General features: G+C 71.3%; 11 protein-coding genes. 5 read left to right on the forward strand and 6 right to left on the reverse strand.

Translation table 11 applies throughout. The features are described from left to right. Position 1 precedes the first annotated feature (1 nt). A complete protein-coding gene (locus ACIP2X_RS01980) occupies positions 2 to 991 on the reverse strand; it encodes a DUF3048 domain-containing protein (protein ID WP_401666222.1) in 990 nt (329 codons plus the stop codon). Positions 992 to 1,230: 239 nt separating this feature from the next. Between ACIP2X_RS01980 and ACIP2X_RS01985 the strand changes: the two genes are divergently transcribed. After that, positions 1,231 to 2,421 carry a zinc-dependent alcohol dehydrogenase gene (locus tag ACIP2X_RS01985; RefSeq protein ID WP_401666224.1) on the forward strand — a complete coding sequence of 397 codons (1,191 nt, stop codon included), beginning with the start codon at positions 1,231 to 1,233 and terminating at the stop codon, positions 2,419 to 2,421. Between the two features lie 61 nt (positions 2,422 to 2,482). On the opposite strand, the gene ACIP2X_RS01990 is transcribed toward ACIP2X_RS01985, so the two are convergent. Further along, positions 2,483 to 3,553: an ATP-dependent DNA ligase gene (locus ACIP2X_RS01990; protein ID WP_401666227.1), complete on the reverse strand. Its 1,071-nt coding sequence runs from the start codon at positions 3,551 to 3,553 to the stop codon at positions 2,483 to 2,485. Between the two features lie 132 nt (positions 3,554 to 3,685). Here ACIP2X_RS01990 and ligD point away from each other — a divergent pair, with 132 nt between their 5' ends. Next, positions 3,686 to 4,708 (forward strand): non-homologous end-joining DNA ligase, encoded by a 1,023-nt coding sequence (gene ligD / locus ACIP2X_RS01995; protein WP_401666230.1) that lies wholly within the window; start codon positions 3,686 to 3,688, stop codon positions 4,706 to 4,708. 26 nt (positions 4,709 to 4,734) lie between these two features. Here ligD and ACIP2X_RS02000 read toward each other — a convergent pair whose 3' ends face one another. Both ACIP2X_RS02000 and ACIP2X_RS02005 read right to left on the reverse strand, forming a co-directional pair. Further along, the gene (locus ACIP2X_RS02000) at positions 4,735 to 6,930 is read right to left on the reverse strand and encodes an OmpL47-type beta-barrel domain-containing protein (protein ID WP_401668787.1); all 2,196 of its coding nucleotides are present in this window, start codon (positions 6,928 to 6,930) and stop codon (positions 4,735 to 4,737) included. Positions 6,931 to 6,944: 14 nt separating this feature from the next. Next, the gene (locus ACIP2X_RS02005) at positions 6,945 to 9,380 is read right to left on the reverse strand and encodes a ThuA domain-containing protein (protein ID WP_401668790.1); all 2,436 of its coding nucleotides are present in this window, start codon (positions 9,378 to 9,380) and stop codon (positions 6,945 to 6,947) included. Between the two features lie 256 nt (positions 9,381 to 9,636). On the opposite strand from ACIP2X_RS02005, the gene ACIP2X_RS02010 reads away from it, so the two are divergent. Continuing rightward, positions 9,637 to 10,683, forward strand: a complete 1,047-nt coding sequence (locus ACIP2X_RS02010) for a multicopper oxidase domain-containing protein (RefSeq protein ID WP_401666232.1) — start codon at positions 9,637 to 9,639, stop codon at positions 10,681 to 10,683. A gap of 110 nt (positions 10,684 to 10,793) precedes the next feature. Then, positions 10,794 to 11,828: a LacI family DNA-binding transcriptional regulator gene (locus ACIP2X_RS02015; RefSeq protein ID WP_401666235.1), complete on the forward strand. Its 1,035-nt coding sequence runs from the start codon at positions 10,794 to 10,796 to the stop codon at positions 11,826 to 11,828. Positions 11,829 to 11,886: 58 nt separating this feature from the next. Here ACIP2X_RS02015 and ACIP2X_RS02020 read toward each other — a convergent pair whose 3' ends face one another. After that, the gene (locus ACIP2X_RS02020; protein ID WP_401666238.1) at positions 11,887 to 12,672 is read right to left on the reverse strand and encodes a VOC family protein; all 786 of its coding nucleotides are present in this window, start codon (positions 12,670 to 12,672) and stop codon (positions 11,887 to 11,889) included. 265 nt (positions 12,673 to 12,937) lie between these two features. On the opposite strand from ACIP2X_RS02020, the gene ACIP2X_RS02025 reads away from it, so the two are divergent. Then, positions 12,938 to 13,183, forward strand: coding sequence for a WhiB family transcriptional regulator (locus ACIP2X_RS02025; protein WP_401666240.1), 246 nt, complete (start codon positions 12,938 to 12,940; stop codon positions 13,181 to 13,183). Between the two features lie 106 nt (positions 13,184 to 13,289). On the opposite strand, the gene ACIP2X_RS02030 is transcribed toward ACIP2X_RS02025, so the two are convergent. Next, positions 13,290 to 14,264 (reverse strand): acyl-ACP desaturase, encoded by a 975-nt coding sequence (locus tag ACIP2X_RS02030; RefSeq protein ID WP_401666243.1) that lies wholly within the window; start codon positions 14,262 to 14,264, stop codon positions 13,290 to 13,292. Positions 14,265 to 14,324 lie beyond the last annotated feature (60 nt).

A 14,324-nucleotide genomic window follows, 5' to 3' on the forward strand; every position in this document is an offset into this window, starting at 1 on the left:
CTCACGCCCTGGTGAGCAGCACCCACACCTGGCCCTCGGCGAAGTTCAGCGACTCGCCCTCGGGCGTGGTGAACCGCGTGCCCGCGCCCGGACCGGGGCGCTTCCAGAGCGCGTCGTACGTCCGTCCCCCGCGCAGCACCTTCGCCGTGCCCGAGCCGACGGTCTGCGTGTACGGCGTGTTGCTGCCCCGGGAGTCGAAGTAGCCCGACGGGCGCATCCGCACGTACTGCACGACCACCGTCGCGGGCGCCGGCGGCCGCCCGTCGGTCGCCCCGGCGGCGTCCCCGTCCAGCGCGACCCGGTAGCGGTCCCCCCGCGCGTCCCAGGTGAAGGTGAAGCGGGCGGCCGGGTAGCGGACGGTCCGGGTGGTCTGCGCCGTGCCGCCCTCGGGCGCGGCGCCGAAGGCGAAGCCGGCGGGCGTGAGGGCTTCCCTGCCGGGGGCCGCGGGCATCAGCCGGTGGGGGCGCAGGTACAGGTTGTGCGGAGCCGCCCTGCCCCCGCCGCGGAAGTAGGCGCCGGGGCTCTCGCCCGGTGACGCGGCGCGCAGCGGGGACCGGTCGATCAGCGGCAGCAGCCTGGTCTGGGCGCCGGAGAAGGCGAGGACGGGGCGCTCGAACTGACGCAGCAGCTCCAGATCCGTCTCACGGGCGCTGCGCACGGGACCGACCTCCTCGGGCAGGCCGCTCGCGTACACCGCCATCAGCCGGCTCAGACCGCCCTCGACCTGCTCGACGTAGACGACGTCCGCCGTGCCGAGCCCGGTGTGCGGCCGGGCCGGGGGAGCGTTGTCGATCTTCACGGCGAGCACCGGCCCCACGGGCGGCGCGCTGGGGGACGGCGACGGCGTGGGTCCGGGCTGCGGTGCCCGGCCGTCGTCGTCGGGCGCGCCCCCGCCGCCCGTGCAGCCCGCCAGGAGCGAGACCGCCGCGCAGGCGAGCGCCGTCGCCGTCACGGCGGTCCGCCGCAGGCGCGCTCTTCGTCCCCAGCCCATGCCCACCGCCGCCACCCGACCAGTCCCGTGCCTTCGATTGTGTGGTTGTCCGTTCATCAATGGCCATACCCGGTCGGACCCGGTCCCTATTACGCGTGAGCCCATCGCGCATCCCGGCTAGCCCGCCCGGCCCAGTCGGCGGGCCACGCCCGGCCGAGGGTTCGCCGCCGCACCCTCGGGTACCCGGGCCGCACCGCGGTACCGGAGGACGAGGACGTGCGACGAAGGGAGTGCGGGTGATGAGGGCTGTGACGTGGCAGGGCAAGCGGGACGTACGGGTGGAGACCGTCCCCGATCCGCGGATCGAGGAGCCGACCGACGCCGTCATCCGCATCACCTCGACCGGGCTGTGCGGTTCCGACCTGCATCTGTACGAGGTGCTGACGCCGTTCATGACACCGGGCGACATCCTCGGGCACGAGCCCATGGGCATCGTCGAGGAGGTCGGTCCCGGGGTTCCCGACCTGGCGGCCGGCGACCGGGTCGTCGTGCCGTTCCAGATCGCGTGCGGCAACTGCTGGATGTGTCTCAACTCGCTGCCCACGCAGTGCGAGACGACCCAGGTGACCGGCGAGGGCATGGGCGCCGCCCTGTTCGGCTACACCCGTCTGTACGGCTCGGTGCCGGGCGGCCAGGCCGAGTATCTGCGCGTCCCGCAGGCCCAGTTCGGCCCGATCAAGGTGCCGCACGGGCCGCCCGACGACCGGTTCCTGTACCTGTCCGACGTGCTGCCCACGGCCTGGCAGGCGGTCGCGTACGCCGACGTCCCGCAGGGCGGTTCCCTCGCCGTCCTCGGACTCGGCCCGATCGGCGACATGGCGTGCCGGGTCGCCCAGGTCCGGGGCGCCGGACGGGTGTTCGGCGTCGATCTGGTCCCCGACCGGCTGCGCCGGGCGAAGGAACGCGGCGTGGAGACCTACGACCTGCGGGCGTTCGACACCGAGAAGGAACTGATCGCAGCCATCCGCGACGAGACCGACGGGCGCGGTCCCGACGCCGTGATCGACGCGGTCGGCACCGAGGCGCACGGCAGCCTCGCCGCCCGCCTCACCCAGAAGGCGTCGGCCATGCTGCCGCGCAGGATCGGCGGCCCCCTCGCCGAACGCTTCAGCATCGACCGGCTCGCCGCCCTGCACACCGCGATCGAGCTGGTGCGCCGCGGCGGCACCCTCTCGCTCTCCGGTGTCTACGGCGGCATGGCCGATCCGCTGCCGATGCTCACCCTGTTCGACAAGCAGCTACAGATCCGGATGGGCCAGGCCAACGTCCGCCGCTGGGCCGACGAGATCCTGCCGTACCTGAGCGAGGACGACCCGCTCGGCGTCGACGACTTCGCCACCCACCGGCTTTCGCTGCACGAGGCGCCGCAGGCGTACGAGATGTTCCAGCACAAGCGGGACGGGGCCGTGAAGATCGTCATGCAGCCCTGAGCCGGCCCCCGTCCGCCCGGCCGGCCGGGTCACCTGAAGGGCGGTCTCCCGCCTGGGGGTCTCACGCCTGGGGCGCGAAGATCTCCGCGAGGTCGTAGCGCACCGGCTCGTCGAGCTGCGCGTAGGTGCAGCTCTCCGCAGTGCGGTCCGGCCGCCAGCGGCGGAAGCGGGCCGTGTGGCGGAAGCGCGCGCCGTTCTCCATGTGGTCGTACGCCACCTCGCACACCCGTTCCGGTCTGAGCGGCACCCAGGACAGGTCCTTCTTGCCCGACCAGCGGCTCGGCGCCCCCGGCAGCCGGGCCGTCTCGTGCGCCGCCTCCTGGGCCCAGGCCGCCCACGGATGCCCCGTCACCTCGTCCAGGCGCAGCGGCTCCAGCTCCTCGATCAGCTCCGCGCGCCGGGCCATGGAGAAGGCCGCCGACACCCCGACGTGCTGGAGGGCGCCCTTGTCGTCGTAGAGGCCGAGCAGCAGCGAGCCGACCACGGGCCCGCTCTTGTGCAGCCGGTAGCCGGCCACGACGACATCGGCCGTGCGCTCGTGCTTGACCTTGAACATGGCCCGCTCGTCCGGGCGGTAGCCCAGCGTCAGCGGCTTGGCGACCACACCGTCGAGGCCCGCCCCCTCGTACTGCTCGAACCACTGCCGCGCCACGTCGATGTCGGTCGTCGCCGGCGCCACGTGCACCGGGGCCCTCACCCCGGACAGCGCCATCACCAGCAGCGCGCGGCGGTCGGCGAGCGGCACGTCGAGGAGCGAGCGGTCGGCCAGCGCCAGCAGGTCGAAGGCGACGAACGAGGACGGGGTCCGCTCGGCCAGGGTCCGCACCCGGGACGCGGCCGGATGGATCCGCTCGGTGAGCGCGTCGAAGTCCAGCCGGCCCTCCCGGGCGATCACGATCTCCCCGTCCAGCACGCAGCGCTGCGGCAACCGCTCCTTGAGCGCCTCCACCAGCTCCGGGAAGTACCGCGTCAGCGGCTTGGTGGTACGGCTGCCGAGCTCGACCTCGTCGCCGTCGCGGAACACGATCGCGCGGAAGCCGTCCCACTTCGCCTCGTAGTGCATGTCCGGCGGGATCTTCGCCACGGACTTGGCGAGCATCGGCTTGACGGGCGGCATCACCGGCAGGTCCATGCTCCGACTGTAGGCGGACTCCGGACGCGGCGCCGTGCCGGCGGCGAGGGACTGCTCCGGACCGGTGGGCGCGCGGAAGCGACGTCCGACGCCCGGGTGCGGGACGGGGGCGGTGCGCCTACCGTGGCTCGCATGGGTGACGCGGTGGAACTGGAGGCGGGCGGCCGCACGGTACGGCTGTCCAGTCCCGGCAAGGTGTTCTTCCCGGAGCGCGGCTTCACCAAGCTGGACCTCGCCCGGTACTACATCGCCGTGGGCCCCGGCATCCTGCGCGCCCTGCGCGACCGGCCCACCACCCTGGAGCGCTACCCGGAGGGCGTGGGCGGCGAGTCCTTCTTCCAGAAGCGGGCGCCCAAGAACATGCCCGACTGGATCCCGACCGCCCACATCACCTTCCCCAGCGGCCGCAGCGCCGACGAGATGTGCCCGACGGAGGAGGCCGCCGTCGTGTGGGCCGCCCAGTACGGCACCCTCACCTTCCACCCGTGGCCGGTGCGCCGCGACGACGTCGACAGCCCCGACGAACTCCGCATCGACCTCGACCCGCAGCCCGGCACCGACTACGACGACGCGGTCCGCGCCGCCCACGAACTGCGGTCCGTCCTCGACGAGTTCGGCGGCCTGCGGGGCTTCCCCAAGACCTCCGGAGGCCGTGGCCTGCACGTCTTCGTGCCCATCGAGCCCCGCTGGACCTTCACCCAGGTCCGCCGCGCCGCGATCGCCGTCGGCCGGGAGATGGAGCGCAGGATGCCCGAGCACGTCACCATCAAGTGGTGGAAGGAGGAGCGGGGCGAGAAGATCTTCATCGACTACAACCAGACCGCGCGGGACCGCACGATCGCCTCCGCCTACTCGGTGCGTCCCCGTCCGCACGCCCCCGTCTCGGCGCCGCTGCGCTGGGAGGAGGTCGGGGTGGCGCACCCCCGGGACTTCGACCTCGCGACGATGCCCGCGCGCTTCGCCGAACTCGGCGACGTGCACGCGGACATGGACGACCGGCGCTACTCGCTGGACGCGCTCCTGGAACTCGCGAACAAGGACGAGCGCGACCACGGGCTCGGCGATCTGCCGTACCCGCCCGAGTACCCGAAGATGCCGGGCGAGCCCAAGCGGGTGCAGCCGAGCCGCGCGAAGAAGGGCGACCCCACGACGTAGGGCCGCCCCATGACTTCACCTAACGGTCACAGCTCCTTGATCCGGATGTCCCGGTAGGAGACCACGTCCGTCGTGCCGTGCACCTGGAGCCCGATGTAGCCGGAGGCGAACCGCCGCCCGTCCGTGCCCGGGTCGTCCGAGCGGGGCGGGGAGAAGTCCTGACCGCCGATGTTGTCGAACTCGTTGATCAGCTTGCCGTTGCGGTAGACCGAGTAGTGCTGGTCCACCACGCGGATCTCGTAGTCGTTCCACGTGCCCTTCTGGGTGACGCCCGCGCCCGCGAGCCCCACCCGGTCGAAGCCGTAGAGCGAGCCCGTCTTGTACATGTCGCCGGTGGGCGAGTCGAACACCTGCACCTCGTGCCCGTACTTGATGGCGACCCACTCCGGCCGCGTCTCCTCCGGGTGGTCGTGGACGTACGGGAACCGTACGAACACCCCGGAGTTGGCGTTGCCGGTGCCGGGAGCGTCGTCCCGCCACTGGAGCTTCAGCGAGAAGTCGCCGTACTTGCGCTGCGGGAACCACAGCATGCCGAGACCCGCCCGGGTGGTGCCGCTGGTCATGGTGCCGTCGGCGTTCAGCGCGAACGAACCGCCGCCCACATGGCTCCACTTGGCGAAGGAGTCCGCGGTGCCGTCGAACAGCGGACGGTAGCCCTCGGTCTGGCCGGGCTTGCCGATGCCGGACTGGCGGGCGGCCCTGGTGACGACGTTGTACTCACGGTTGTCGATCACGCCGTCGGCGCGCAGTCCGTCCAGCACCTGCTTGACGTGCTTGAGGAACAGCGCGTGGGACGTCCACTCCTTCTCGTCCTCGATCAGCTCGTTGATCCGGCACCGGTTCTCGGTGAGCCGGTTCGGCACTCCCGTGTCGACCGTGCCGACGACGACCGTCAGCCGCTCGTCGTACTCGGGACAGGGCGGGGCCGGCACGCCACCCGCGACCACCGTGAAGCTCACGGTGCGCGCCGCGGAGGTGTTGCCCGCCGTGTCGCTCGCCCGGTACGCCAGGGTGTGCGCGCCCGCCCGGTCGACGATCACGGGCCCGCCGTACGCGAGGTACGGCCCGCCGTCGAGCGAGTACTCGACGCTCGCGACCTCACCGCCGTGGTCGGTGGCGCTCACGGTGACCTCGGCGCTCCCCACGTAGGCCCCGTCGGAGTTGCGGGTGCCCTCGACGGTCACCCCCGTCACCGGCGGTGTGGTGTCCTGCGGCGGCGCCGCGACGACCGTGAACTGCACGCTCTTCTCGGCCGCGACGTTGCCCGCCTTGTCGGTGGCGCGGTAGCGGACGGTGTGGGTGCCCACCTGATGCACCATCACCGGCTGCGCGTACGGCTGCCAGGCGCCGGACGCCCCGATCGCGTACTCGATCGTGTTGACACCGGAACCCGTGTCGGACGCGGAGACGGTGACCGTCGCCATGTCGACGTAGGTGCCGTCGGGGTTCTGCTCACCGCTGACCGACGCCGAGGTGTCCGGCGCCGTGGTGTCGTCCGACTGCGGCGCCACCACCGTGAACTCGGTGCTCTTCTCGGCGGACACGTTGCCCGCCTTGTCGAACGCCCGGTAGCGGACCTTGTGGTCGCCGACCTGGTCGACGACGACCGGGGCCGTGTAGGGCTGCCAGGCGCCGGCGTCGCCGATCGCGTACTCGATCCGGTCGACACCGGAGCCACCGGTCTCGTCGGTCGCGTGCACCGCCACGCTCGCCGAGCCGACGTACTGGCCCTGCTGGTTCTGCGTGCCGCTGACGTGTGCCGAGGCCTCGGGCGCGGTGGTGTCCTCGCCGCCGCCCTCGGTCACCGTGAGGATGCCCTGCATCATGCCGTGGCCCGGGATGGTGCAGTGGTAGAAGTACCGGCCCGGGGTGAGCGTGACCTCGGCGGTGTGCTTGCCGCCCTGGTCGTCGTTGGGGTTGGCGAGGATGTTGAGCTGGACGTCGCTGTTGAACTCCGGGTCGCTGGTCACGAACGTCAGCGTGTGCGGCATGCCGGTGGTGTTGCCGGTCGCCTCACTGTTCTCGAAGACGATCGTGGCCTGGCCCGCGACCGCCGTCGTGGGTGCCGAGGCGTACTTGTCGATGGCGTTGCCGGCCGTCCAGGTCAGCACCTGGGCGGCGGCCGCGCGATCGGCTCGGTCGGACCGCTCGCTCTGCCCGGCCGCCGTGGCGGCCTGGAGCCCGAGCACCATGAGGAGCGCGGCCAGCAGGGCCGCCCACATTCTTCGTTGGCCTGTCACTGCTGTGTCCCCCTCGCCAGCTGACCGGCGGCCGGCGTGGGACCGCCGCCCTGGTACGTCACGCGCCACAGTGCCGACCTCGGGTCCGAGGTGAAGAAGCCGCGCCCGTAGTCGAGGACGTACAGCGCGCCGTCCGGACCGAACTTCCAGTCCATCAGGTTCTTGATGCCGTCGTTGCCGATCGGCACGATCTTCTTCAGCGACTCCGAGTGGACCGGCAGCCCGCCGTCACCCAGGGTCTTCGGATCCATCAGTACGGCGTTGCGCGGCTGGTCGGCGTCGTAGAAGTCGCCGACGAACCACTTGCCGTCCCAGTACGAGGGCCACTTGACGGCGCTGTCGGCCGGCACGTCCTCGGACCGGTACACCGGACCGTTCATCGCGGCCTGTCCGCCGCCCTTCAGCCACGGCAGCCGGTAGGTGGCCTCCTCCTGCTTGTAGGAGGGGACTCCGGCCGCGTCACGCGGGAAGTCCGGTGCGCCGCCCTGGGGCGAGTACCAGATGTTGTTGCCGGTGACCGGCGGCAGGTTCACGAGACCGTCGTTGTTCGGGGACTCGTTCTTCGGGTGGTCGCAGTCGTACCAGCCGAGCGGCTTCGAGGGATCCGGCAGGTTGCGGTCCCGGTAGGGCTGCTTGTTGCCCATGCAGTACGGCCAGCCCCGGTTGCTCGCCTTGGTGATGGCGGCGAAGGTGTCGTACTTCGCGGGGCCCCAGGTCGTCGAGGGCGCCGAGGCGTCCGGGCCCACCCAGCCCGCGTACAGGACGTCCGTCTTCTTGTCGACGAAGATGCGGGCCGGGTTCCTGACCCCCATCACATAGATCTCGCCGCGGGTCTTCCCGCCACCCTCGGCGGTCTCCTCACCGGTGAAGAGGTTGCCCTCCGGGAGCGTGTAGGTCCCGTTCGCCTCCGGGTGGATGCGCAGGATCTTGCCGTTGAGGTTGTTGGTGTTGCCGGCGGTGCGGCGCGCGTCGGCGAACGAGACGCCCTTGTAGTTCGGCTCCGGATTGTTGCCTGAGTAACCGCCGCTGAAGCCGCTGGAGTTGTTGTCACCGGTCGCGATGTACAGGTTGCCCTCGGAGTCCCAGGTCATCCCGCCACCGGCGTGGCAGCAACTGTGGATCTGCACCGGCCAGTGCAGCAGCACCTTCTCGCTGCCGAGGTCCAGCTTGTTGGTGGCGAGGTCCAGCGTGAAGCGGGAGACCCGCCGCTCGGCCATCCTGGTGTCGCGGTCGATCTGCGAGTGCGGCGTCCAGTGCAGGTACACCCAGCCGTTGTCCTCGAAGCGCGGGTCCAGCTCGATGCCGAGCAACCCCTCCTCGACCTTGACCAGTTCGTCGCCGCCGCCCTTGTTGCCGAAGACGGTCAGCGCGCCGGCCAGGGTGACCTGCTTGGTCTTCGGGTCGTAGACGTGGATCTCGCCCTTGCCCTTGCCGATGTCCGGGTTGTTCCAGTCGGTGATCACCGGCTGGGAGGAGTCGGCGCCGCCGCGGCCGATGTACAGCACACGGCCGTCGGGGGCGGTGACCAGGCCGTGCGGCTCGCCGATCTGGTCGTTCTGACCGGGCTGGTTCGCCTTGGTCAGCCGCTCCGCCTTGTAGTTGGCGTTGATCGTAGCCTTGCAGTCGGCCCGCGCGAGACGGGTCGTCCACTGCAGGGCGCCGCGCAGATGGGCGCGGAAGTCGGTCTCGTCGTACGACGACACCGTGCCGCCCATGCCGGTGTAGAAGGAACGGCCGCCGTCGTAGTCGCGGCACCAGCTGATCGGGTGGTCCCAGCCGTTGGCGCTCGCGCCGGGCTGGTACGTCGACTCGCGCACCCGGGCCACCGTGTGCACCTCGCCGGACGGGTTCTTCACCCAGTTCGGCCACTGGTCGGGCCGCTTCCACTGGACCGGCAGGTCCTTGGTGGCCGGGTGGTTGCGGTCGCCCACCTCGACGGTGGCCCGCTGGACGGAAGCCGGGCTGTTCGGCGCCGGGCGGGCGCCGACGAGGCCGGTGTACCAGTCGGAGTACGGCTCGGCGCGGGCGGCGTCATGGATGCCGACGAAACCGCCGCCGGCCTCCATGTAGGCCTCCAGACCCGCCTCCTGCTCCGGCTCCAGCACGTCGCCGCCGCCGGTCAGGAACACGATCGCGTTGTAACGGCCCAGCCTGGTCTCGTTGGTGAAGACCGAGGCGTCGTTCGTGGCCTCGGTCCTGAAGCGCTGGGCGGTCGGCCCGGTCAGGCCGATCTGCTCGATCGCCTCGATGCCGGCGTTCACCACGGGTGACTCGTCGCCGGCTGCCGCGGAGCCGTGGAAGACCAGCACGCGGACGTTGGAGCCGCCGGGGGGCGACTTGACGGACATCGTTGTCAGGGACGGATCCGGGGCCGGGCGGGCACTCGCGGCCGAGCCGGAGAGCAGGCCCGCGGTGACTAATCCGGCGGTCAGGGCGGCCGTCCAGGCCCGCCGTCCGGTTCTCGTCCTTCTCGGCGGACTGATGAAACGGTTGGGTCTGTGGTGCGATGTGGACCGCATGTGGTCATCCACCCCTCGTCGGTCACAGCAACAGCGCCTAGAAGCTAGACCTCTTTGCTCGGTTCGCCAAGAGATATGACCGGGATCGAACGAACTTTGTCCTGACCGTGGATAAACGGCGCGGTCCCCGCTACCGTCTCGAATCCCGTACCGCAGTGGGGAGTTCGGCATGGACAGACGTGGGTTCAACCGGCGGGTCCTCCTGGGTGGCGCCGCTGTCGGCGGAGCCGCCGTCGCGACATCGTTGTCCCTGGGCACGGAGGCGACCGGCGCCGGTCAGGCGACGACGGCGCGGACGGCCCCGGCCGGAGGCCAGGTCAGACACATCAAGCTCTACGCGGAGAAGCTCGCCGACGGGCAGCTCGGCTACGGCTTCGAGAAGGGCAGGGCGAGCATCCCGGGGCCCTTGATCGAGCTCAACGAGGGCGACACCGTGCACATCGAGTTCGAGAACACCACGGACATCGACGTGAGCCTGCACGTGCACGGGCTGGACTACGAGATCACCAGTGACGGCACCAAGCTCAACAAGAGCCATGTGGCGCCGGGTGGGACCCGTACCTACACCTGGCGCACCCACGCGCCCGGCCGTCGCAAGGACGGCACCTGGCGGGCGGGCAGCGCGGGTTACTGGCACTACCACGACCACGTGGTGGGCACGGAACACGGCACCGGCGGGATCCAGAAGGGCCTCTACGGCCCGGTGATCGTCCGCAGGCAGGGCGACGTGCTGCCGGACCGCACCCACACGATCGTCTTCAACGACCTGCGCATCAACAACAGAGCGCCGCACACCGGGCCCGACTTCGAGGCCACGGTGGGGGACCGGGTCGAGTTCGTCGTGATCACCCACGGCGAGTACTACCACACCTTCCACATGCACGGTCACCGCTGGGCAGACAACCGCACCGGCATGCTGACCGGACCCGACGATCCCAGCCAGGTCGTCGACAACAAGATCGTGGGCCCGGCCGACTCCTTCGGCTTCCAGGTGATCGCGGGCGAGGGCGTGGGCGCCGGGGCGTGGATGTACCACTGCCATGTGCAGAGCCACTCGGACATGGGGATGGTGGGCCTGTTCCTGGTGAAGAAGACGGACGGGACGATTCCCGGGTACGAGCCGCACGACCCCCATGAGCCGCACACGGCGGACGGCGCCAAGGACGCCGCGGGGGCGGCCGCAGCCGAGGGCGCGCACGGCGCCCACCATCACTGAGCGGCGGCTCACCGGCACGGAGCGGGGGGTGCGTTCGCGTGGTGAGCGCCCCCTCCCGCGTGCCGGCGTGCGGTTATCCTGATCGGCAAGCGCCGGTGAGGAGTCCAGAAGTGTCCGAGGCAGTGTCACGTCCCACGCTGGAGGCCGTGGCCGCCCGGGCCGGGGTGTCGCGCGCCACCGTCTCGCGGGTGGTCAACGGCGGGGACGGAGTGCGCGAGCCGCTGATCGAACGGGTGCGGCGCGCCGTCGACGAACTGGGGTACGTGCCCAACCAGGCGGCCCGCAGCCTGGTGACCAGACGCCACGACGCGGTCGCCGTCGTCATCGCCGAGCCGGAGACCCGCGTCTTCGCCGACCCCTTCTTCGCGCTCCAACTCCGCGGCATCAGCAAGGAGCTGACCGCGCACGACAACCAGCTCGTCCTGCTGCTCACCGAGGGCCGCGACGACCACGCCCGCGTCGGCCGCTATCTCGCGGGCGGACACGTCGACGGGGCGCTGGTGTTCTCCCTGCACCTCGACGACGCACTGCCCGCCCTCATCCGGCGCGCCGGCGTCCCCACCGTCTTCGGCGGGCGGCCGGACTGGAGCGACGACGGCGACGGTGCCGTCTACGTCGACAGCGACAACCGGGGCGGCGCCCGCGAGGCCGTACGGCATCTCGTGGGCCTCGGCCGTGGGCGCGTCGCGCACATCGCCGGGGCCCTCGACCAGACCTCCGCGGTCGACCGGCTCGACGGCTTCCGGGACGTCATGGCCGACACCGACCCGCGGCTCGTCGCCGAGGGCGACTTCACCCCGGCGGGGGGCGCGCGGGCGATGCGCGAACTCCTGGAGCGCCACCCCGACCTGGACGCCGTGTTCGCCGCGAACGACCTCATGGCGTCGGGCGCCCTGCGCGTGCTCCGGGAGGCCGGGCGGCGGGTCCCCGACGACGTCGCCGTGGTCGGCTTCGACGACATGCTGCCCCTCGCCGAGCAGACCGACCCGCCGCTCACCACGGTCCGTCAGGACATAGAGGGGATGGGCCGGCTGATGGCCCGCCTCCTGCTTCGCCGGCTGCGCGCGGGGCACGGCGAGCCGGAGGAGGACTCGGAGCCCGGTGTCGTCCTGTCGACCACTCTGGTGCGCCGCGCCTCCGCCTGACGCCGCCTGGGCCCCCGCCAAGGGCGTGAGACACGGGGCGTGCTGAGGGTCCGGCGGCTCAGGTCCGCGGCGCGGCGGTCCTGATCAGCGCGAAGCGGGCGCCGTAGGGATCGGCCAGCTTGGCGACACGGCCCACGCCGGGCAGGTCCACGGGCTCCCTGCGGACCGTGCCGCCGAGCTCCCGGGCCCTGGCCACCACGGCGTCCGTGTCGGTGACCTCGAAGTACGGCAGCCAGTGCGGCACGTCCTCCGCCGGGTCGTCGGCCAGCGGGACCAGACCGCCGAACATCGTGTCCTCGTCCTGTCCCGCCGGGTTGAAGCAGGTGTACGAGCCGCCCGGGAAGTGCACCGCCGAGGTCTCCCAGCCGAGCAGCCTGTTGTAGTAGCCGGCGGCCGCCGCGATGTCCGGCGTGTACAGCTCCAGCCAGCACAGCGCGCCAGGGGCGTCGAGCACGTCCACGCCCTTGTTGAGGCCGGGCTGCCAGATGCCGAACGGCACGTTCTGGCGGTCCGCCAGGATCGCCATGCGGCCCTGGTCCAGCACGTCCATGGGCTCCACTAGCACCCGCCCGTGCGCCTGCTCGGCCGCCTTCGCCGTGGCCTGCGCGTCGGGGCTGTGGAAGTACACCGTCCAGGACGGCGGGCCCTGTTCGCCGGTGGCCTGCATGCCGCCGGCCACGGTCAGGCCGTCGAGCTGGAAGAAGCCGTAGCCCCCGGCCTCGGGGCCCGCCGAGCGGAACCGCCAGCCGAAGAGACCGCCGTAGAAGTGGACGGCGCCGTCGATGTCGGGGGTGGCGACATCGATCCAGTTCGGAGCGCCGTTGACGAAACGGGTGCTGAGCATCGTTGCCTCCCGGTCGGACCCGCTGCCTGCACTGCCGAGTCTCGCACCGCCCACCGGCGAACGCGTGGCGGACACCACGCGCCGAACGCTTCCTTGACGCTCACCTTCCGTGACGAGCGGGATCCTCCTCGTCGCCGCCGCTCCCGCGCGCCGCCGTGCGTCACGCCCCGCCGCACGGGCATCATCGGGGCGGCCGGGGGCCCTGGGACGGGGCGTTGAGCGCGCGTTGATCGAACGTTTTTCGCGCCGCGGCAGGCTCTGCGTCATGCACTTCGAAACCAGCACCCCCGCGGACACCGCATGGCAGGCCGGGGCCCTGTGCGCTCAGACGGGGTCGGACTTCTTCTTTCCCGAGCCGGGCAGCTCGGTGCGTGAGGCGAAGCGCATCTGCGGCCTGTGCGAGATGCGCCCCGCCTGCCTCGACTACGCGCTGAGGAACGACGAGCGCTTCGGCGTCTGGGGAGGCCTGTCCGAGAAGGAGCGCCTCCACCTCCGCCGCACCTCCTGCTGACGGCAAGTCGCCCTGTCGACAGGTCGATTCAGGACGACGTGCCGCACGTCGTGCCGCCCCGTCCGGCGGAGGTGGAGGCGGGGACGGAGCGGGCACGGGGGCGGGGTCAGGCCGTCCCGCGTGCCGCCATCCGCGCCTTGCGCGCCGCGAGCTTCTCGTCGAACTTCCGCGCCTCGGCGTCCAGCCCGTTCATGAAGAGCCCGAGCTCCTCCTGCGCCTTGAGGCCCTCGGGGCCGAGCCCGTCGATCTCCATGATCTTCAGGAAGCGCAGCACCGGCTGGAGCACGTCGTCGTGGTGGATGCGCATGTTGTAGACCTCGCCGATGGCCATCTGCGCGGCGGCCCGCTCGAAGCCGGGGATGCCGTGGCCGGGCATGCGGAAGTCCACGACGACGTCCCGCACCGCCTGCATGGTCAGGTCGGGCGCCAACTCGAAGGCCGCCTTCAGCAGGTTGCGGTAGAACACCATGTGCAGGTTCTCGTCGGTGGCGATGCGCGCCAGCATCCGGTCGCAGACGGGGTCACCCGACTGGTGGCCGGTGTTGCGGTGCGAGATCCGGGTCGCGAGCTCCTGGAAGGCGACGTAGGCGACGGAGTGCAGCATCGAGTGCCGGTTGTCCGACTCGAAGCCCTCGCTCATGTGCGACATCCGGAACTGCTCCAGCTTGTCCGGGTCCACCGCGCGCGACGTCAGCAGGTAGTCGCGCATCACGATGCCGTGCCGGCCCTCCTCGGCGGTCCAGCGGTGCACCCAGGTGCCCCAGGCGCCGTCGCGGCCGAAGAGGGAGGCGATCTCGTGGTGGTAGCTGGGGAGGTTGTCCTCGGTCAGCAGATTGACGACCAGTGCGATCCGGCCGATCTCGGTGACCTTGGACTGGTCCTTCTCCCAGGCCTCGCCGTCCTCGAAGAGGCCGGGGAAGTTACGGCCGTCGGTCCAGGGCACGTACTCGTGCGGCATCCAGTCCTTGGCGACCTGCAGGTGGCGATTGAGCTCCTTCTCGACCACTTCCTCCAGGGCGTACAGCAGCCGGGCGTCGGTCCAGACGGAGGGGCTGCCGAGGTGCGGAGAGGTGATCGTCACGGGTACTCCAGGGGGACGTGGGACTAAGAGTGTCGGACCGGCGAGCGGCGCCGGAACCTA

It is taken from the genome of Streptomyces sp. NPDC089424, from assembly GCF_044749345.1.
Lineage (GTDB): Bacteria > Actinomycetota > Actinomycetes > Streptomycetales > Streptomycetaceae > Streptomyces.

Excerpts from the sequence above, each read along its gene's own strand:
- ACIP2X_RS01980 (WP_401666222.1), bottom strand. The coding sequence starts at position 991 with ATGGGCTGGGGACGAAGAGCGCGCCTGCGGCGGACCGCCGTGACGGCG.
- ACIP2X_RS01985 (WP_401666224.1), top strand. The coding sequence starts at position 1,231 with ATGAGGGCTGTGACGTGGCAGGGCAAGCGGGACGTACGGGTGGAGACC.
- ACIP2X_RS01990 (WP_401666227.1), bottom strand. The coding sequence starts at position 3,553 with ATGGACCTGCCGGTGATGCCGCCCGTCAAGCCGATGCTCGCCAAGTCC.
- ligD (WP_401666230.1), top strand. The coding sequence starts at position 3,686 with ATGGGTGACGCGGTGGAACTGGAGGCGGGCGGCCGCACGGTACGGCTG.
- ACIP2X_RS02000 (WP_401668787.1), bottom strand. The coding sequence starts at position 6,930 with ATGTGGGCGGCCCTGCTGGCCGCGCTCCTCATGGTGCTCGGGCTCCAG.
- ACIP2X_RS02010 (WP_401666232.1), top strand. The coding sequence starts at position 9,637 with ATGGACAGACGTGGGTTCAACCGGCGGGTCCTCCTGGGTGGCGCCGCT.
- ACIP2X_RS02020 (WP_401666238.1), bottom strand. The coding sequence starts at position 12,672 with ATGCTCAGCACCCGTTTCGTCAACGGCGCTCCGAACTGGATCGATGTC.
- ACIP2X_RS02025 (WP_401666240.1), top strand. The coding sequence starts at position 12,938 with ATGCACTTCGAAACCAGCACCCCCGCGGACACCGCATGGCAGGCCGGG.